The sequence below is a fragment of the Ferrovibrio sp. GW821-FHT12D07 genome (assembly GCF_058807275.1).
Map to the genome: position 1 here is coordinate 19,994 of NZ_JBXAQN010000002.1, position 17,928 is coordinate 37,921.

Below are 17,928 nucleotides of genomic sequence, written 5' to 3' on the forward strand. Positions count from 1 at the left end.
TTGTTTAGCTCAGTCGAATCCGAAGGCGCGGCGGAAGCCGCGCAGGATCGGATGCTCCTCCGGTTCCAGCTCGATGCCGACCGAGGTGATGCGGTCATTGCGGATTTCGCGCACCACCAGCTCTACCGGGCCGAGCCGTACGCGGTCGCCGACAACGGCGCGATGGCGCAGCTTGCGACGCAGATGCGCGCCGACCGGCTCCTTGCTGTCCTTCTCTTCCACGGGAATGCCGTAGATCACCGACAGCTCGCCCATCAGCGTATCGCCGGTCAGCACGAATTCGCCGAACACTTCCTCGCCGCGCTCGCGCTTGCGCCGTGCCTTGTCGAGCTTGCGCGCAGTGAACAGACGGTCGAGCGCGAAAAACTGCTCGGGCGGCGCCAGCACCAGCAGGTAGTCGCCAGGCTCGACATTCTCCAGCTTGGTGCGGTCCATCACCGTGCCGCTGCGGATCACCGAGATGATGCGGCAGCGTCGCGGCAACGGCAGTTCGGCGAAGCGGTAACCCAATGCCGGCGCATCGGCCTCGATGCGATAGCTGGCGATATCGCGGTCCTGCATCGAACCCAGGTCGATATCGGCTGTGCGCGCCACCGCCTCAGGCTTTGGCGGCAGTTCGAGGCCGAAGAAGCGCGCCACCGGACCGATGGTCCAGCCCTGCAGGGTCAGCGAGGCGACGACGCAGACGAAGGCCGCCGTGACGTAGAGTTCGGAATTGGGCAGCTTGGCCAGCACTGGGATGGTGGCCAGGAAGATCGGCACGGCGCCGCGTAAACCCACCCAGGAGATGAAGCCGATCTCGCGCATGGTGTAGCGGAAGGGCAGCAGGCACATGATCACCGCAACGGGGCGCGCCACCAGCATCAATACGCCGGCCACGATGCCGCCGCCGATGGCATAGGGCGTCATCTCCTCGGGCGTCATCAGCAGGCCGAGCAGCAGGAACATGACGATCTGGCCGAGCCAGCTCAGTCCGTCGTAGAAGCGCAGGATCACCTGTGCGCCGCGATGCCGCCTGTTGCCCAGCACCAGGCCGGCGACATAGACCGCGACATAGCCCGAGGCATGAACGTAATGCGCGCCCGAGAAGATCAGCAGAGCGCCGGCCATGGCGACGATCGGATAGAGGCCGCCGGCCACGGCCACGCGGTTGAACAACCCGACTAGCATGAAGCCGCCCAGAATTCCGATGATCAGGCCACCGGCCATTTCCGCGACGAACAGGCCGAAAAGCTGCAGCGGTTCCGGCGACTGGCCGCGCCGCAGCAGTTCCACGGCGATCAACGTAAGGAAGATCGCCATCGGATCGTTGATGCCGGACTCGACTTCCAGCGTGCCGCTGACGCGCTTTTGCAGCGCCAGGCCCTTCATGTTCAGCAGGAAGAACACCGCCGCCGCATCGGTCGAGCCGACGATGGCGCCGACCAGGAAGGATTCCAGCGGATTGAGCCCGAAGGCGTAATGCGCCGCCAGCCCCACCGCTCCCGCCGTCACCACCACGCCGACGGTGGCCAGCACGAAGGCCGGCGCCACCACCAGGCGGACGGTGGACAGATGCGTACGCAACCCGCCATCGAAAAGGATGATGCCCAGCGCCGCTGAGCCGACGGCATAGGTGAGCTGGTAGTCGCGGAAGACGATGCCGCCCGGGCCGCTTTCGCCGGCGAAAAGCCCCAGCCCGAGGAAGACCAGCAGGAAGGGCACGCCGAACCGGCTGGAGGCCGAGCCGGCAAAGATGCTGACCAGGACCAACAGAGATGCGATGAAAAGGATCTCGTTGGCCTGGTTCAATACTGCTCCTTACAAGGCCTCTTTTTGAGGCGTTCTGGTCTAGCTTCCGGTGAGAGCGCGGCTGATCACCAGCCGCTGCACATCGCTGGTGCCTTCGTAGATCTGACAGACGCGCACGTCCCGGTAGATGCGCTCCACCGGGAAGTCGGCGAGATAGCCGTAGCCGCCGTGAATCTGGATGGCGTCCGAGCATACGCGTTCGGCCATTTCAGACGCAAACAATTTGGCCATGCTGGCCTCTTTCAGGCAGGGTGCCCCAGCGTCTTTCAGCCGTGCGGCATTCAGAATCAGCTGGCGCGCCGCCTCGATGCGGGTCGCCATGTCCGCCAGCCGGAAGGCCACCGCCTGGTGGTTGATGATCGCCGTGCCGAAAGCCTGGCGCTGGCCGGCATAGTCCCGGGCCGCCTCGAAGGCCGCCCGGGCCATGCCGGTGGCCTGCGCGGCGATGCCGATCCGCCCGGATTCCAGGTTGGCCAGCGCGATCCGGTAGCCCTCGCCCTCCGCGCCCAGCAGGGCATCAGCCCCGACTTTCAGGTCCTCGAAGACGATCTGGCAGGTATCGGAGGATTTCTGGCCCAGCTTCTGCTCGATACTGGCGACCTTGTAACCGGGTGTGTCGGTGGGAACCACGAAGCAGGAGATGCCGCGCTTGCCCTGGCCAGGATCGCTGACCGCGAAAACCAGCGCCACCTTGGCGATCGAGCCCGAGGTGATGAACTGCTTCACCCCGTTGATCACCCAACCGTTGCCGTCGCGCCGGGCCCGGGTCTGCAGATTCGAGGCATCCGAGCCGGCCTGCGGCTCGGTCAGGCAGAAGGCGCCGATCCACTCGCCGCGCGCCAGCGGCTTGAGGAAGCGCTCTTTCTGCTCTGCTGTACCGTAGCGCAGCAGGGCCGCGCATACAGGGGAGTTGTTGACAGACATAATCGTGCTGATCGCGCCATCAGCGGCGGCGATTTCTTCCAGCGCCAGCACATAGGACACGAAATCGGCCCCTGCCCCGTCCCACTGCTCGGGCACGCCCATGCCGAGCAGGCCGAGCCCGCCCATCTCGCGCAGCAGCTCCACCGGCGGTTCGCCGCTACGATCGCGCGCGGCAGCCCCGGGCAGCAGCCGCTCGCGGGCGAAATCCTGCGCCATGTTGCGGATCATCTGCTGGTCTTCGGTCAGCATGGCAGTGCTCCCTAACCACGCTTGCGGGCGGTGACTTCGATCTCGACCTTCATCCGCGGATCGACCAGCTGGATCACCAGCGCGGTCGCCGCCGGCCGCGCGGTGGCGAAATACTTGCCGCAGACCGGCGCGATCAGCGGGAAATAGCTGGCATCCGTGATGTAATAATGCACGCGCACCACGTCATCCAGGCTGCACTCTGTCTGTTTCAGAGCGGCGATGATGTTCTGGAAAATCTGCTCGGTCTGCACGACGACATCATCGCTGATGGTCATCGTGCTGTAATCGAAGCCGGTGGTGCCCGAGACATGCACCCATTCGCCATCCACCACCGCCCGCGAATATCCCATCGTCTTTTCGAAAGTCGATCCGGAGGAAATCAGGCGGCGCTGGCTCATGGGGCTCCCGGGGTCAGGTCTTGGCTCAGTTCTTGCGGTCCGTCAGCTTGATCCCGGCGGCATAGGCCAGAACCTGTTCGGGCGTCAGCGGCCGGCTGGCAGCGGCGCAGTACACGCCGTCGAGCCGCAGACTGCCTTCGGTCAAAGGCTCATCGCGCGTCGCGGCCGGCTTGCTGTCCTTGGTCGTCGGCTGCGCGGCCTGCGGCTGGGCATAGAAGCCAAGCGCCACGCATTGCCGCGTGCCCAGATCGAAGCGCCGGGTCAGCAGCGGGCCATTGGCAGTCGCTACCTTCACGTCCTTCGGCTCGCTGGCTTTGGGCGTCGGGGCTTCAAGGCCCTTCAGGACAGTCGTGGCGAATTTGATCAGGTCGACCGGACCGCTGAGGTAATGGTCTTCGTCGCTCAGGTCGCGCAGCACGGCAATGGCGAAACTGCCTGCCGGCTTCTGCGCCTTCCACAGATAGCGGTCGATGCGATAGCCCAGCGGCGAGGAAAAGGCTTCGGCCATCTGAGGCGATGGCGCGAGCCCTTCGGCTTCCCAGCGCACACGCTGGTCGGCGGTCTTCACATGCTCCCAGCGCGTGTCTTTGCTGTTCCCCGCCATCGCCGGAGCGGCGATGAACAGGGCAAGGGCGGACATGGCATGGCGGAAGCAAACCCTCACGCGGTCTCCTCGAAGATTTCGCGACCAATCAGCATGCGCCGGATTTCCGAGGTGCCGGCGCCGATTTCATACAGCTTGGCATCGCGCAGCAGGCGGCCGGTCGGATAGTCGTTGATATAGCCGTTGCCGCCGAGAATCTGGATCGCGTCGAGCGCCAGCTTGGTCGCCTTTTCGGCCGCGAACAGGATCGCGCCGGCGGCATCCTTGCGCGTGGTCTGACCGCGATCGCAGGCCTTGGCCACGGTATAGACGTAAGCGCGCGCCGCGTTCATCTCGGTATACATGTCGGCGACCTTGCCCTGGATAAGCTGGAAGCTGCCGATGGGCTGACCGAACTGCTTGCGCTCGTGGATATAGGGCACCACTACGTCCACTGCGGCCTGCATGATGCCCAGCGGGCCGGCAGCGAGAACCGCGCGCTCGTAATCCAGGCCGCTCATCAGGACGTTGACGCCCTTGCCCACCTGGTTGAGCACGTTCTCTTCCGGCACTTCGCAATCCTGGAACACCAGCTCGCCGGTATCCGAACCCCGCATGCCCAGCTTGTCGAGCTTCTGCGCCGTCGAGAATCCCTTGAAGCCCTTCTCGACCAGGAAGGCGGTGATGCCGCGCGCGCCGGCGGCGGGATCGGTCTTGGCATAGACCACCAGCACATCGGCGGTCGGGCCGTTGGTGATCCACATCTTGTTGCCGTTGAGGATGTAGCGGTCGCCCTTCTTCTCGGCGCGCAGCTTCATCGACACGACATCCGAGCCGGCATTGGGCTCGCTCATCGCCAGCGCACCCAGATGCTCGCCGGTGATCAGCTTGGGCAGATACTTCTTCTTCTGCTCGGCGTTACCGTTGCGGCGGATCTGGTTGATGCAGAGATTGGAATGCGCGCCATAGGACAGACCGACCGAGGCCGAGCCGCGACTGACTTCCTCGACGGCGATGCAATGCTCCAGATAGCCCAGCCCCGAACCGCCGTATTCTTCCTCGACGGTGATGCCGTGCAGGCCCAGATCACCCAGCTTGGTCCACAGGTCGCGCGGGAATTCGTTGGTCTTGTCGATGGCGTCGGCGCGCGGCGCCAGTTCGCTGTCGACAAAGCTGCGCACGGACTGGCGCAGCATGTCGGCGGTCTCGCCCAGGCCGAAATCGAGCGTGGGATAGCTGTTGGAGATCATGATTTTACCCTTCTCGGACGAGACTTTGAATCGGGGTGGCCGGAGTGTAGCGGATCGCCGCTCAGGATGCAGCCGGCGGGGGTGCGTCAGAACGCCCCGGAATGCACATCAACGTGGATAATCCCGTGGCGCAGTGCAGCATCGTCCCGGATTTCTCGGCGAAGACGTCGAAGCCGACAACCGTCAGCGTGCGGCCGGGCCGCGCGACCTGCCCACGGGCGATCAGGCGGTCGCCATCGGCCGGCGCCATCAGGTTCATCTTGTACTCCACCGTCAGCCCCGAGGCATTCGGCGGAAACAGGCTGAAGGCGGCATAGCCCGCCGCACTGTCGGCGATCATGCCGACGATGCCGCCATGCACGAAGCCATGCTGCTGGGTAAGATCGGGCCGGCGCAGCAGCGTCAGTTCGCAAAAGCCCGGCCGCAGTTCGGTCATGGTCGCACCGATCAGATGCATGGCTGGCTGGCGGTTGAAGCTGTCGCGCACGAAAGCCTCGAAGTCGGCATTCTGGGGCTTGAAATCGCTCATGCCGCAGCGCTCCTGGGCTGCGGCGGCTCGATCCCGAATTCACTGACAATACGCGCGAGGAAGGCCGGCGGGAACGCCCGCGACTTGCGTTGCACCGTGTCGATGCAGACGCCGATGACCCGGGCCGCCATGACCTGCTTTTCGTCTCCGATGCGGATCAGGCGGTGATGGAAGACGATCTTGCGCTCGCCGATGGTCTCCACCGTGGTTTCCAGCCGCACCATATCACCGCCATGCAGCTCTGATTGGTAATCCACCTCGGCACGCACCGCGGCCGCGCCCAGATTCTCGGCCGCCGCCTGCTCCCGGTTGAGACCGTACATCGACAACAGCGCGAAGGCGGCATCGCCGAGCCAACCCATATAGAAGCCGACATTCACATGCCCCATATGGTCGCACTGCCAAGCATGGGTGATCAGGCGCAGGGTCTCGACATAGCGCGGGTCCCCAGTGTGGTCGCTCATGAGCGGCCTCCCTTCCGGTTTTTCCTGCCTGTGGGGATAACCCGGATCATGGAATAGAGAAAATCGATTGTTTTTATGATCTGGATAGGCTTTCTCTATGCCGCATGAACCTGACCCTGATCCGCTACTTCATGGCCGTGGCCGAAACCGCCAGTTTCACCCGGGGTGCCGAGCGCGCCAACGTGACCCAACCGACGCTCTCGGCCGGGATCAAACGGCTGGAAGAATCCCTCGATGCCCTGCTGTTCGAACGCGGCCGTTCGGCCCAGCTCACCCCGGCCGGCGCGCGCTTCCTGCCCCGGGCCCGGCTGCTGCTGCAGGAATGGACCGCCGCGCGGCGTGAGCTGCGGCAGGACAGCCGGCCAACCCGGCTGCGCCTGCGGCTTGGCTACATTCCCGGCCTGCCGCCGCGCCGCCTCATCGCCCTGCTTGGCAGCTTCACGGCTGCGCATCCCGACATCGCGCTGGAAATCCTGGAAGCCCCGGCGTCAACGCTGACCAAGCGGCTGGACATGGGCCGCATCGATGCGGCGATCCTGCCGCTGGAAGATAACAGCGAGGAACGCGCGCTGCCGCTGTTCCGCCAGCGCTACCTGCTGGCCGCGCCGCTGCAGCACCCGTTCGCCCATCGCGCCAGCGCACGCATCGGCGACCTGCAGGACCAGGCCTTCGTGATCCGCCCGCAAGCCGAGATCATGCCGGCGGCCGAGAAGCTGTTCGATACATTGAATGTGCGGCCGCGCATCATCGGCCGCGCCGAAAGCGATGCAGGCCTGCTGGCGCTGGTGGAAGCCGGCATCGGCCTGGCGATCCTGCCGCACTGGCTTGATACCGATGGCGTGGCGACGCTGACGCTGCCGGAACTGCGCGACACCCATCGCATCGGCCTGGTCTGGCGCGATCAGGCCGATGCCGCCCTGCAGCAGTTACGCGACTTCGCCGCCGGTCATGACTGGGACACCGCCGCGCGGCGCACCGTCATCGGGCATTAGGCCTTCGATGCGGCGTCGGCGTGGTCCTGCGCGTCGACCACGGCAACGGCGCTCATGTTGACCAGGCCACGAACCGTGACATTGCGCGACACGATATGGGCTGACTTCGCCGCCCCCATCAGGATCGGGCCGACATAGAAGCCCTGCTCCATCTGGCGCACCAGATTGGCCGAGATATTGGCCGCATCCAGGTTCGGCATGACCAGCAGGTTGGCGCTGCCCTTGAGCGCATTGTCGGGCATCAGCTTCTCGCGGATGGCTTCCGAGACGGCGGCATCGGCCTTCATCTCGCCTTCCACTTCCACATCGGGCATCAGCTGATGCAGGCGACGGGTCGCCTCGCGCATCTTCGTCGCGGACGGCGACGACGACGTGCCGAAATTGGAATGCGACAGCAGCGCGATCTTCGGCACCACGCCAAAGCGGCGCACTTCATCAGCCGCCAGCTGCGTGATCGCCACGATCTCCTCGGCCGAAGGATCGAGATTCACGTTGCTGTCAGTGATGAACAGCATGCCATGCGGCAGCACCAGCAGTTGCATGGCGGCCGCCAGCGTCGCCCCGGCACGCAGGCCGATCACATCGACGATATGCGGCAGATGCTGGTCATACTGGCCCACTGCGCCACAGATCATCGCATCGGCCTCGCCGCGCTGCACGGCCATGGCCGCGATCACGGTGGTGTTGGTGCGGATGATCATGCGGGCATCGTCGGGCGCCACGCCCTTGCGCTTCATCAGCGCGAGGTAACCCATCCAGTATTCGGAATAACGGTCGTCCTTGTCAGGATCGATCAACTCGACATTCTCGCCGATCTTAAGACGCAGGCCGAGCTTCTCGATGCGGCGCTCGACCACGGCGCGGCGGCCGATCAAGGTCGGCACCGCCACCTTGTCATCCAGCACGATCTGGGCGGCGCGCAGCACGCGCTCGTCCTCACCCTCGGCATAGATGAGGCGCATCGGACGACGCTTGGCGCGTTCGAATGTCGGCCGCATGACAAAGCCGGTGCGATAGACGAATCGCTCCAGGCTTTCGCGATAGGCCTTCATGTTGGTGATCGGCCGTGTCGCCACGCCGCTGTCCATCGCCGCCTGCGCCACCGCCGGCGCGATCTGCAGGATCAGGCGCGGATCGAAGGGCTTGGGGATGAAGTAGTCCGGACCGAAGCTCAGGTCCTCGTCATTGCCATAGGCGCGCGCCACGACATCGGAAATCTCGGCCAGCGCCAGATCGGCGATGGCGCGCACGGCGGCCAGCTCCATCTCCGTGTTGATCGTGGTGGCGCCGACATCCAGCGCGCCGCGGAACAGGAACGGGAAGCACAGAACGTTGTTGACCTGGTTCGGATAGTCCGACCGGCCCGTGGCCAGGATGGCGTCGGGGCGAACCTTCTTCGCCTCTTCAGGCAGGATTTCCGGCGTCGGGTTGGCCAGCGCAAGAATGAGCGGCTTGGGGCCCATCTTCTCGACCATCTCGGGCTTCAGCACATTGGCAGCCGACAGACCAAGGAAGACATCGGCGCCGGCGATCGCGTCACCCAGGGTGCGATGGTTGGTCGGGCGGGCATAGCGCGCCTTGAATTCGTCCATCTGCTCGGTGCGGCCTTCATAGACCACGCCGGCGATGTCGCTGACGACGATGTTTTCCTTCTTCACGCCGAGCGCGACCAGCAGGTCGAGGCAGGCCAGGGCGGCTGCACCGGCACCGCTTGCCACCAGACGCACGTCCTCGATCTTCTTGCCCACCACGCGCAGACCGTTCAGCACGGCGGCAGCCACGGTGATGGCCGTGCCATGCTGGTCGTCGTGGAAGACCGGAATCTTCATCTTCTGGCGCAGCGCGCGCTCGACCACGAAGCATTCCGGCGACTTGATGTCTTCCAGATTGATGCCGCCGAAGGTAGGCTCCAGCGCCGCGATGATCTGGATCAGCTTGTCGGGATCGGTCTCGTTGATCTCGATGTCGAACACATCGATCCCGGCGAATTTCTTGAACAGCACCGCCTTGCCTTCCATCACCGGCTTGGACGCCAGCGGCCCGATATTGCCCAGGCCCAGCACGGCGGTACCGTTGGAGATGACGCCGATCAGGTTGCCGCGCGCGGTCAGCTCGGCCGCCTGGCCGGGATCTTCCACGATGGCGTTGCAGGCGGCGGCGACGCCGGGGCTGTAGGCGAGCGCCAGATCGCGCTGGGTGCCGAGCGGCTTGGTGGGGGTAATTTCCAGCTTACCGGGCTTGGGCAGCCGATGGTATTCCAGCGCCGCACGGTCAAGATCGGATTTCATCTAAAACTCTCGTCGGATCAACGATTAGGGCGGCCAGTCAGGCTGATTGCCGCCAAGGATCTTCTTGGGCAATCAGGCTTACAACAGCCGGGTATCCGAGGAAAGGGAGATGGGCATGACCAACCGGGGAAATGGCGCAGAACGGCCATGCCCGGGAAGCATAGGGAGATCACATCGTCTGGTTCGAATGGTGCGGTCGAAAAGACTCGAACTTTCACGGCCTTTCGGCCACAGCCACCTCAAGGCTGCGCGTCTACCAATTCCGCCACGACCGCATTTTCGGGCGACGCGGGGGAATAGCAAATCCTGAGGGGGTATTCAAGGCCGCGAGGCGGAGTATTCCCGGGAGAAATCCGGGCTTTAGTCGTCCGACATGGTGTCGGTGATGGAAACCGCCACCTTCTCGCCGGAAATCACGATCTCGCCGCGGGCGATCAGCTTGTTGTTGGCGAAGATCCAGGCATGGTCGTCGACGCTGGCATCCAGCTCGATCACGGCGCCACGGCCGACCTTCAGAACCTGGTGAATGGGCATGGTCGCCTTGCCGAGAACGACTGAGATTTCCACCGAGACGTCATTGACGGCTGTATTGGTCGCCACGGGGCACCTTCCTTCCGGCCACTGCAGCCGCTAAGTAACTCACCTCAGGTTAGCACAGAGTAAACGTCGGCCCCATCCCCATGTCCGTGATCCCCCCCGCCTCCAGCATCATCGACACCCCCGCCGGCCCGGTGGACTGGGCGATCAGCGATGCGCCGGTCGACTACCTGGCCGCCGTGGCCGCCATGGAAGCGCGCGTCGCCGCCATCCGGGCCGGCAGCGCACCGGAGCTGGTCTGGCTGGTGGAGCACCCGCCGCTCTATACCGCCGGGACCTCGGCCAAGCCGGGCGACCTGCTCGACCCGCGCTTCCCCGTCCATGCGACCGGGCGCGGCGGGCAGTACACCTATCACGGACCCGGCCAGCGGGTGGCCTACCTGATGCTGGACCTCAACCGGCGCGGCAAGGACGTGCGGGCCTTCGTCTGCCGGATGGAAGACTGGGTGATCGCGACGCTGGCCCGCTTCAATGTGACCGGCGCGATCCGGGACGGCCGGGTTGGCGTCTGGGTCGAGCGCCCGGACCAGGGCCCCGGCCGCGAGGACAAGATCGCCGCCATCGGGGTGCGGGTCCGGCACTGGGTCACCTTCCATGGTCTGAGCCTGAACGTGGAACCCGACCTCGGCCATTACGGCGGCATCGTCAGCTGCGGCATCACCAGGACCGAGACCGAGCCTTTCGGGGTGACGTCTCTGGTCGACCTGGGCCTGACCGCGGCGATGACCGATGTGGACATGGCGCTGCGCGACACCATCGAGCCGGCCCTGCTGGATCGCCTCGGCCAGACCTGCGAAGTCTGATTAAGAAATTATATCAAACTACTGAATATAGTCACTTATTCTTACGCTCATGAGCCCGGCGCTGCTGCCGGGTCATGCCCTCGGTCGAGACCACGGCCGGCTCGTCTGAAGCGGCCTTTGACTTCACGAACAGCACATAGACGGCGGTAAAGATAACGATTACCCCGAAGCCGACCCACTGGTTGCCGGTCGCCCACCAGGCCAGACCGCCGAAGCCGAGCGATCCGGCATAGCAGATCGCCCATTCCTTCAGAGACATAACGAGTTTTCGTTTTTTACCAGACACTTATAAATAACTCCTAATCCACTTTATTATTCCCGCAGAAGCAGGCATGACGAAACGAGAATAGATCATTCCCGCTGCTTCGTTCCGCTTCCTTTGGCTTCGTTGCCGTTCGTTTGGCTTCGTTTGGCTTCGTTTGGCTTCGTTTGGCTTCGTTTCGCTTCGTTTCGCTTCGTACGGCTTCGTTTGCGTTCGTTTCTGGTTAGACGGATATCAGGTTGGCCGCCTTGCAACCATGAGAACATATGGTGTCCAAGTCGGCCCGATCAAGATGTGACCGTCGCCCTGTCCCCGGTCTCGCCGGCCGGTATGATGACAGCTTCTCTCCCCCTCTCTGGAACAGGGTCCTCGCATGAATGTCCTGATCTTCGGCGCCACCGGCATGGTCGGTCAGGGTGTGCTGCGCGAATGCCTGGTCGATCCGGGCGTGACCCGGGTGGTGGCCATCGGCCGCAGTCCGGCACGCGACACGCCGATGGGCCGCAACCATGCCAAGCTGGAAGACCTGATCCATGCCGACCTGTTCGACTACGCGGCGATTGAGGACAAGCTGACCGGCTTCGACGCCTGCTTTTTCTGCCTCGGCGTTTCCTCGGCCGGCATGAGCGAGGCGGACTACACCCGGGTGACTCACGACCTGACGCTGGCCGCCGCCCAGCCGCTGGCCCGGCTCAACCCCGGCATGACCTTCACCTATATTACCGGCGCCGGCACCGACAGCAGCGAACGCGGCCCGGTGATGTGGGCCCGCGTGAAGGGCCGCACCGAGAATGCGTTGCTGCGCCTGCCCTTCAAGGCGGCCTATATGTTCCGGCCCGGCATGATCGAGCCGCTGCATGGCATCAAGCCCAAAAGCCGCGTCTATCGCTTCGCCTATATCCTGCTGGTGCCGTTCCTGCCGCTGGTGAAATGGCTGTGGCCGCGCTCACTCACCACCACCGAACAGGTGGGCAAGGCGATGATCGCCGTGGTGCGCCGGCAGCCGGAGAAACGCCTGCTGGAAATCCCGGACATCAACGCGCTGTAGTTACGGCGTCTTGCCCTAGAGCGTCTTGCCCTGGGAAAAGGCCGTCGCACCGGCGGCGAGCTCGGCCTCTTCGGGCGTCACCGGTGCGTCTTCCACCGTCTCGACCCGCGCGGCCTCCGGTCCGTGGTGCAGGTCCTGCGCCAGGCTGTCGAGCGCGCTCTTCTCGCCATAGGCCAGCACTTCCACCTTGCCGTCGCGCCGGTTGCGCACCCAGCCGACCAGGCCGTGCTGCCTGGCCCGGCCCGTGGCCCAGTAGCGGAAGCCCACGCCCTGGACCTGCCCGGTGATGAAATAGCGTCGCGCCATCTTGCTCATACGCCTATTTAGCCCTGCATGACGCCGACCGGCCACCCTGAAAGTAGATTCACTTACTCAACCTCCGATTGCCGCCCAAATGGGCCGCATTCGGTGGAAATCGCTCAATTTATGAGCGACTTACCAGGTAAATTTCTAGTAATCTAGACCACGAGGGTTATTTCATAAGACTGAAACACAATCACAATATGTGCGGGGGAATTCGAACAGAACAGTAGGGGGCAGACATGATTCGCTGGCGCGTGGGAGCGAAGATCATCAGCATCGGCGGCATCGTCATGGCCGCCTTCGCCGTGATTACAATCTTCATCGTGGCGATGAACATGCGGGTCGACCGCCTGATGACGGCCGACCAGGCCGCCACCACGATGGTCGAACTGTCGGCCAAGGCGCGCGACAACTTCCTGAAAGCCCGCATCACCGAACGCACCTTCAACGACCGGCCGAGCGCCAAGACCGCAGAGACGGCCAGGCAGTTCATCACCGATGCGCGCAAGTATCTTGAGACCATGACGCGGAATGCCGAGGGTCGTGACAAGCAGGAAGCCGAAGCCGCCCTCGCCGCCCTCGACGTCTACGGCCAGCGCTTCGAGAGCTTCCGCAGCCTGTGGGAGAAGCTGGGCTTCGACGAGAATAGCGGCCTGCAGGGCGCGTTGCGTAAGGCCGTGCGCGAGATCGAGACCAGCCTGACTGCCGGCACCGAAGACAAGCTGATCGCACAGATGCTGACGCTGCGCCGTCATGAGAAGGATTTCATCCTGCGCCGCGACCGCAGCTATATTGAACGCTTCAACAAGTCGGCTGATGACTTCCGCTCCACCCTTGAGCGCACCGGCCATACCGCGCAGCTGCCGCTGCTGGACACCTATCGGCGCGAGTTCGCCGCGTTTTCAGACAGCACCCTGCAGGTCAGCGCCGCCAACCAGGCGCTGGAAGCCGCCGGCGCCGCCGTGCTGGAGCAGATCGATGCTCTGTTCGTGCAGAACCTTCAGGAGATGAACGACATCCGCAGCGCCGTGGCGGATCTGCGGAACAGCTCGGGCACCGGCACCATCGGTGGCATGCTGGCTGTTGCGCTGATCAGCCTGGGCGTCGCCTTTGTGATCGGACGCGGCATCGGCGGGCCGCTGGCGCAGATGACCAACCTGATGTCGGCACTGGCCAACGGTGATTTGACCCATCAGGTGCCGGAGGTGAACCGTTCGGATGAAGTGGCCGACATGGCCAAGGCACTGACCGTCTTCAAACGCAATGCGGAAGAAAAACGGCACCTGGATGCCGCCGAACGCGAGCGCCTGGATCGCGAACAACGCGAGTTGGTCGAGGCGCGCGAGCGCGACGAGCGCGTCAGCCGCCAGATCGCCGAGTTCTGCAACGCCATCAGCGATGGCGCGCTCGACCGCCGCGTCGACACCGCCAGCCTGCAGGGCGTGTTCCGTGACATGGGACAGCAGATGAATGGTCTGGCCGTTACGCTGCAGGAAGTCATCGGTGAAGTGGCCGGCGTCATGGGCAGCATGGCGCAGGGCGACCTGACCGTTGCGATCAACGGCGACTATCATGGTGTGTTCGGCGACCTGAAGCAGAATTCCAACCAGGTGATCGCCACCCTGCGCGGCTTCGCGCAGCGGCTGGCGGAAAGCGCCGAGACGGTGAAGACGGCCTCGGCTGAGATTTCATCCGGCAGCCTCGACCTGGCCAGCCGCACGGAAAGCCAGGCGGCTTCGATCGAGGAAACCGCGGCCTCCATGCACGAGATCACCGAGACGGTGAAGCAGAATGCCGACAATGCGCAGGCCGCCAGCCAGCTTGCCACCGTGGCGCGCGAGACCGCAGCCAAGGGCGGCAGCGTCGTGGCCGAAGCCGTCATCGCCGTCACCCAGATCGAGGAAAGCGCCCGCAAGATCGGCGACATCGTGTCGCTGATCGACGAGATCGCCTTCCAGACCAACCTGCTGGCGCTCAATGCCAGCGTCGAAGCCGCGCGTGCGGGCGAAGCCGGCAAGGGCTTCTCCGTGGTGGCGCAGGAAGTCCGCGCGCTGGCCCAGCGCTCGGCCAATGCCTCGAAGGACATCAAGGCGCTGATCACGGAATCGAATGCGCAGGTGAAAGCCGGCGCCACGCTGGTGAACCAGACCGGCGCGTCGCTGACCGAGATCGTCAATGCCGTGAAGAAGGTGACCGATATCGTCTCCGAGATCGCGGCCGCCAGCAAAGAGCAGGCCACCGGCCTGGATCAGGTCAATACCGCCGTGGTCTCGATGGACGAGATGACCCAGCGCAACGGTGCGCTGGTGGAAGAGACCTCGGCGTCGGCGCAGCAACTGGCGCAGCAGGCCAACGACCTCTCGGCGCTGGTCGGCTTCTTCAGGACGGAAGCACCACGACAAGCCGCCTGACCATGCTTCGGTGATGCGCCCCTCACCCGGGCCGCATGACCTGCCTGTCCATCTGGTCAGAACGAGACCGGATAGTTCAGGAAGCCGCGGAAGCGTGCGCGACCGCCGCGCACGGCCTGCCCCGTCGCCCGGAAAGCCGGCACACGGGCCAGTAATCGCTGAATCGCGATCTGCCCTTCGATGCGCGCCAGCGACATGCCGGCGCAGGCATGAATGCCGGCGCCAAAGGCCAGATGCCGGTTGGGCGTGCGGCCGACATCGAGGCGGTCCGGGTCAGCGAACTGCGCCGGATCGCGGTTGGCCGCCCCGATGCAGAGCGTGACCAGAGCGCCGGGCTCAAACGTCACGCCGCCGATCTCGACGCGCTCCACCACACGGCGATTGCCCAGCTGGTTGGAAGATTCAAAACGCAGGAACTCTTCCACCGCCGTCCGCATCAGGCCGGGATCGGCGCGCAGGCGCGCCAGCTCATCAGGCCAGTCGAGCAGCGCGGCGATGCCGTTGCCGATCAGGTTGGTGGTTGTTTCATGGCCGGCATTGAGCAGGAAGATGCAGTTCTGCACCAGTTCGGCCGCCGTCAGGCGCTCGCCACCGCTCCCATCTTCTTTGGTCTCGCCTTTCAGCAAGCCGGCCAGCACGTCGCCATAGCCATCGGCCATGCTGGCATCGGGCTTCCAGCTCGCGATATGGCGGTCGAGGTAGTCCTCGAATTCGGCCACCGCCCGGTTGCCGGCTTCGGCGCGCTCCGGCGTCAACACGGGTTCGAGTGCACCGAGAATGGCGAGCGACCAGTCCCGCAGCAGATGGCGGTCCCCCGACGGCACAGCCAACATGTCGCCGATGATCTCTACTGGTAATGCGGCGGCAAACTCCGTCACCACATCCATGCCGCCGTTTCTGATGGCGCGATCTAGCAGGCGATCCACAAGCGCGACGAAGCGCGCCTCCAGCAGTTTCAGCGCACGTGGCGTGAACGCCGGCGCCAGCAGCCGCCGCACGCGGGTGTGCAGCGGCGGGTCGTTGAAGACAAGACTGGTGGTATGGTGCCGGTAAAGCGGCGTATCGCCGAATTTCGGCCCGAACTCGATCTTCTTGTCGGATGAGAATGATTTGCTGTCCCGATAGACCGCCTGCAGGTCGTCGTAGCGCGTCAGGAACCAGCTGCCGTCGGGCATGCGGCGCACCGGCTCATGCTCGCGCAGCAGGCGATAGAGCGGATAGGGATTATCGAGAAAATCCCTGTCCAGCGCGCGCAGGTCGAAACGGGTTACGGCATCAGGGCGTGAAGCCGCCATCTCCATTGTCGGGCTTGCCATGGTTTCCTCCGCCGGCCGTCTTCGCGGCCGTTAGGCCCTGCGGCACGATCACGCCACAGGAAATGATCAGCTTCATTGCCTCATCCACCGTCATCGACAGGACGTGGATATCGCGGCGACGGTAATAGGTCATGTAGCCGCCGGTCGGGTTCGGCGTGGTCGGCACATAGACGGTGACGAGATCGTCGCCCAGCTTGCCGCTGACTTCCGGTCCCTGCACGAAGTTGGTGACGAAGGCGATGGTCCACGAGCCGGTCGACGGCCAGGGCACCAGCGCCACCTGCCGGAAGGAATTGCCCGACTGGCTGAACATGGTTTCGAAAATCTGCTTCAGCGCCGAATAGACGCCGCGCACGATCGGCATGCGGCTGACCAGCCGCTCGCCCAGCCGCAACAGGGTGCGGCCCATCAGGTTGGTGGCGAGGAAGCCGATCAGCGTGAGCAGCACGACCGCCGCGATCAGGCCCAGCCCCGGAATGCCGAAGGGCAGATTGTAGGACGGAATGAAGCGTTCGGGCTCGAAACCCTGCGGCACCAGGCTGCGCACATTGCGGTCGATGGCATCGATGGTGATGAAGACCAGATAGATGGTCAGGCCGATCGGCGCGGTAACGATGATCCCGGCGAGAAAGTAATTACGCAGCCGGGTCAGCGGGCTGATCTTCGGCGGAGCAACCGGTGCCACAGCGGGAATGATCGGCGGCAGGTCATCAGGAGACGGTGGTGTATTGGTCATTCTGATCGATCACAGCTGATGAATTATTGGCGGAAAAACTTGATCAGCGCCTGATAGGTTTCCTCGGGCGCTTCTTCGGGCAGGAAATGCCCGCTGTTGACGGCATGGCCCGAGAGCGGCCCGCTGACCCGGTCGCGCCAGCTGCCCAGCACATCATAGGCCTTGTCCATCAGGCCCTTCGAGCCCCAGAGAATCAGCGTCGGACAGGTGACGCGCTTGTTGGCGTCGCGGTCGGCACGGTCATGCACCAGGTCGATGGTGGCGGCAGCGCGGTAATCCTCGCAGGAGGCGTGGATGGTGGCCGGGTCGCTGAAGCAGCGCAGATATTCCTGCATCGCGTCTTCGTTGAACTTGAAGCTCGCGCCAGACCAATGCCCGGTCTTCTTGCGCAAATAGAATTCCGGATCAGCGCCGATCATGCGCTCGGGGAACGGCGCGGGCTGGATCAGCCAGAACCAGTGGTAATAGCCGGTGGCGACCTGCTGGTTCACATTCTCGTACAGGTGCAGCGTCGGCACGATGTCCAGCGTGGCGACTTTCTTCACGCGTTCCTGATGGTCCAGCGTCAGGCGATGCGAGACACGGCCGCCACGGTCATGGCCGGCGAGATAGAACGTGTCATGCCCCAGGTTCTTCATCACGGCGGCCATGTCGGCGGCCATGGCACGGAAGGAATAACTGGAATGGTCGTCCACGGTGGCAGGCTTGTCGCTGTCGCCGTAGCCGCGCAGGTCGGGGCAGACCACGGTGAAGTCCTCAGCCAGCTTCGGCGCGATCTTGTGCCACATGGCATGGGTCTGGGGGTAACCGTGCAGCAGCAGCAGGGCCGGCCCCTTGCCGCCGGTCCGCAGGTTGATCTCGGCGCCGGCACCCGCCACGCGCTTTTGTTCAAATCCGGGGAACAACACGCTTCCATCCTCCGTCCAGACTGCTGACCGGGCGCAGTCTAGCAGGGAAATCAGGCGCTTGCATGCATCAGCCGGG

The 17,928-nt window shown here is 64.3% G+C and carries 18 protein-coding genes and 1 tRNA gene; 4 read left to right on the forward strand and 15 right to left on the reverse strand.

Annotation, left to right across the window (positions count from 1 at the left end; genetic code table 11):
- Window positions 1–9 precede the first annotated feature (9 nt).
- From AC1RRE_RS11850 to AC1RRE_RS11880, 7 genes are all read right to left on the reverse strand, one after another.
- Window positions 10–1,791 (reverse strand): potassium/proton antiporter, encoded by a 1,782-nt coding sequence (locus tag AC1RRE_RS11850; protein ID WP_492981387.1) that lies wholly within the window; start codon window positions 1,789–1,791, stop codon window positions 10–12.
- Window positions 1,792–1,830: 39 nt separating this feature from the next.
- The gene (locus AC1RRE_RS11855) at window positions 1,831–2,964 is read right to left on the reverse strand and encodes an acyl-CoA dehydrogenase family protein (protein WP_492981388.1); all 1,134 of its coding nucleotides are present in this window, start codon (window positions 2,962–2,964) and stop codon (window positions 1,831–1,833) included.
- 11 nt (window positions 2,965–2,975) lie between these two features.
- Window positions 2,976–3,362 (reverse strand): RidA family protein, encoded by a 387-nt coding sequence (locus AC1RRE_RS11860; RefSeq protein ID WP_492981389.1) that lies wholly within the window; start codon window positions 3,360–3,362, stop codon window positions 2,976–2,978.
- A 25-nt stretch (window positions 3,363–3,387) separates the two neighbouring features.
- Window positions 3,388–4,002, reverse strand: coding sequence for a hypothetical protein (locus tag AC1RRE_RS11865; protein ID WP_492981390.1), 615 nt, complete (start codon window positions 4,000–4,002; stop codon window positions 3,388–3,390).
- Between the two features lie 20 nt (window positions 4,003–4,022).
- Window positions 4,023–5,195, reverse strand: a complete 1,173-nt coding sequence (locus AC1RRE_RS11870; protein WP_492981391.1) for an isovaleryl-CoA dehydrogenase — start codon at window positions 5,193–5,195, stop codon at window positions 4,023–4,025.
- A 61-nt stretch (window positions 5,196–5,256) separates the two neighbouring features.
- Entirely contained in the window at window positions 5,257–5,724 is a 468-nt protein-coding gene (locus AC1RRE_RS11875; RefSeq protein WP_492981392.1) for a PaaI family thioesterase, read from the reverse strand.
- Complete coding sequence (locus tag AC1RRE_RS11880) at window positions 5,721–6,188, reverse strand: acyl-CoA thioesterase (RefSeq protein WP_492981393.1); 468 nt, start codon at window positions 6,186–6,188, stop codon at window positions 5,721–5,723. The genes AC1RRE_RS11875 and AC1RRE_RS11880 overlap by 4 nt, the downstream gene beginning before the upstream one ends.
- Before the next feature lie 104 nt (window positions 6,189–6,292).
- Here AC1RRE_RS11880 and AC1RRE_RS11885 point away from each other — a divergent pair, with 104 nt between their 5' ends.
- The gene (locus AC1RRE_RS11885; protein WP_492981394.1) at window positions 6,293–7,180 is read left to right on the forward strand and encodes a LysR family transcriptional regulator; all 888 of its coding nucleotides are present in this window, start codon (window positions 6,293–6,295) and stop codon (window positions 7,178–7,180) included.
- On the opposite strand, the gene AC1RRE_RS11890 is transcribed toward AC1RRE_RS11885, so the two are convergent.
- The 3 genes from AC1RRE_RS11890 to AC1RRE_RS11900 all read right to left on the reverse strand — a co-directional run bounded on the left by AC1RRE_RS11890 (window position 7,177) and on the right by AC1RRE_RS11900 (window position 10,068).
- On the reverse strand, window positions 7,177–9,468 hold the full coding sequence (locus AC1RRE_RS11890) for an NADP-dependent malic enzyme (protein ID WP_492981395.1): 2,292 nt from the start codon (window positions 9,466–9,468) through the stop codon (window positions 7,177–7,179). The two genes, AC1RRE_RS11885 and AC1RRE_RS11890, sit on opposite strands and share 4 nt — an antisense overlap.
- A 188-nt stretch (window positions 9,469–9,656) precedes the next feature.
- A tRNA-Leu gene (locus tag AC1RRE_RS11895) sits at window positions 9,657–9,743 on the reverse strand.
- An 85-nt stretch (window positions 9,744–9,828) separates the two neighbouring features.
- A complete protein-coding gene (locus AC1RRE_RS11900) occupies window positions 9,829–10,068 on the reverse strand; it encodes a FliM/FliN family flagellar motor switch protein (protein WP_492981396.1) in 240 nt (79 codons plus the stop codon).
- Window positions 10,069–10,199: 131 nt separating this feature from the next.
- Between AC1RRE_RS11900 and lipB the strand changes: the two genes are divergently transcribed.
- Window positions 10,200–10,868, forward strand: a complete 669-nt coding sequence (gene lipB / locus AC1RRE_RS11905; RefSeq protein ID WP_492982927.1) for a lipoyl(octanoyl) transferase LipB — start codon at window positions 10,200–10,202, stop codon at window positions 10,866–10,868.
- Between the two features lie 31 nt (window positions 10,869–10,899).
- Here lipB and AC1RRE_RS11910 read toward each other — a convergent pair whose 3' ends face one another.
- Window positions 10,900–11,127, reverse strand: a complete 228-nt coding sequence (locus AC1RRE_RS11910; protein ID WP_492981397.1) for a hypothetical protein — start codon at window positions 11,125–11,127, stop codon at window positions 10,900–10,902.
- 376 nt (window positions 11,128–11,503) lie between these two features.
- Between AC1RRE_RS11910 and AC1RRE_RS11915 the strand changes: the two genes are divergently transcribed.
- On the forward strand, window positions 11,504–12,178 hold the full coding sequence (locus AC1RRE_RS11915; protein ID WP_492981398.1) for an NAD-dependent epimerase/dehydratase family protein: 675 nt from the start codon (window positions 11,504–11,506) through the stop codon (window positions 12,176–12,178).
- Window positions 12,179–12,193: 15 nt separating this feature from the next.
- On the opposite strand, the gene AC1RRE_RS11920 is transcribed toward AC1RRE_RS11915, so the two are convergent.
- Window positions 12,194–12,493: an acylphosphatase gene (locus AC1RRE_RS11920; RefSeq protein ID WP_492981399.1), complete on the reverse strand. Its 300-nt coding sequence runs from the start codon at window positions 12,491–12,493 to the stop codon at window positions 12,194–12,196.
- Window positions 12,494–12,720: 227 nt separating this feature from the next.
- On the opposite strand from AC1RRE_RS11920, the gene AC1RRE_RS11925 reads away from it, so the two are divergent.
- Window positions 12,721–14,892: a methyl-accepting chemotaxis protein gene (locus AC1RRE_RS11925; protein ID WP_492981400.1), complete on the forward strand. Its 2,172-nt coding sequence runs from the start codon at window positions 12,721–12,723 to the stop codon at window positions 14,890–14,892.
- 56 nt (window positions 14,893–14,948) lie between these two features.
- Here the strand turns inward: AC1RRE_RS11925 and AC1RRE_RS11930 are convergent, their stop codons facing one another.
- From AC1RRE_RS11930 to AC1RRE_RS11940, 3 genes are read right to left on the reverse strand one after another with little or no spacing between them, the layout of a single operon-like run.
- Complete coding sequence (locus AC1RRE_RS11930; protein ID WP_492981401.1) at window positions 14,949–16,208, reverse strand: cytochrome P450; 1,260 nt, start codon at window positions 16,206–16,208, stop codon at window positions 14,949–14,951.
- Complete coding sequence (locus AC1RRE_RS11935) at window positions 16,168–16,944, reverse strand: DUF502 domain-containing protein (RefSeq protein WP_492981402.1); 777 nt, start codon at window positions 16,942–16,944, stop codon at window positions 16,168–16,170. Before AC1RRE_RS11935 ends, AC1RRE_RS11930 begins: the two co-directional genes overlap by 41 nt.
- 23 nt (window positions 16,945–16,967) lie before the next feature.
- Window positions 16,968–17,852, reverse strand: coding sequence for an alpha/beta fold hydrolase (locus tag AC1RRE_RS11940; RefSeq protein ID WP_492981403.1), 885 nt, complete (start codon window positions 17,850–17,852; stop codon window positions 16,968–16,970).
- Between the last annotated feature and the right edge of the window lie 76 nt (window positions 17,853–17,928).

Coding starts and splice junctions, on each gene's coding strand:
- AC1RRE_RS11870 (WP_492981391.1), bottom strand. CDS start 5,195: ATGATCTCCAACAGCTATCCCACGCTCGATTTCGGCCTGGGCGAGACC.
- AC1RRE_RS11885 (WP_492981394.1), top strand. CDS start 6,293: ATGAACCTGACCCTGATCCGCTACTTCATGGCCGTGGCCGAAACCGCC.
- AC1RRE_RS11930 (WP_492981401.1), bottom strand. CDS start 16,208: ATGGCAAGCCCGACAATGGAGATGGCGGCTTCACGCCCTGATGCCGTA.
- AC1RRE_RS11880 (WP_492981393.1), bottom strand. CDS start 6,188: ATGAGCGACCACACTGGGGACCCGCGCTATGTCGAGACCCTGCGCCTG.
- AC1RRE_RS11860 (WP_492981389.1), bottom strand. CDS start 3,362: ATGAGCCAGCGCCGCCTGATTTCCTCCGGATCGACTTTCGAAAAGACG.
- AC1RRE_RS11915 (WP_492981398.1), top strand. CDS start 11,504: ATGAATGTCCTGATCTTCGGCGCCACCGGCATGGTCGGTCAGGGTGTG.
- AC1RRE_RS11925 (WP_492981400.1), top strand. CDS start 12,721: ATGATTCGCTGGCGCGTGGGAGCGAAGATCATCAGCATCGGCGGCATC.
- AC1RRE_RS11875 (WP_492981392.1), bottom strand. CDS start 5,724: ATGAGCGATTTCAAGCCCCAGAATGCCGACTTCGAGGCTTTCGTGCGC.
- AC1RRE_RS11855 (WP_492981388.1), bottom strand. CDS start 2,964: ATGCTGACCGAAGACCAGCAGATGATCCGCAACATGGCGCAGGATTTC.
- AC1RRE_RS11935 (WP_492981402.1), bottom strand. CDS start 16,944: ATGACCAATACACCACCGTCTCCTGATGACCTGCCGCCGATCATTCCC.
- AC1RRE_RS11920 (WP_492981399.1), bottom strand. CDS start 12,493: ATGAGCAAGATGGCGCGACGCTATTTCATCACCGGGCAGGTCCAGGGC.
- AC1RRE_RS11910 (WP_492981397.1), bottom strand. CDS start 11,127: ATGTCTCTGAAGGAATGGGCGATCTGCTATGCCGGATCGCTCGGCTTC.
- AC1RRE_RS11865 (WP_492981390.1), bottom strand. CDS start 4,002: ATGTCCGCCCTTGCCCTGTTCATCGCCGCTCCGGCGATGGCGGGGAAC.
- AC1RRE_RS11890 (WP_492981395.1), bottom strand. CDS start 9,468: ATGAAATCCGATCTTGACCGTGCGGCGCTGGAATACCATCGGCTGCCC.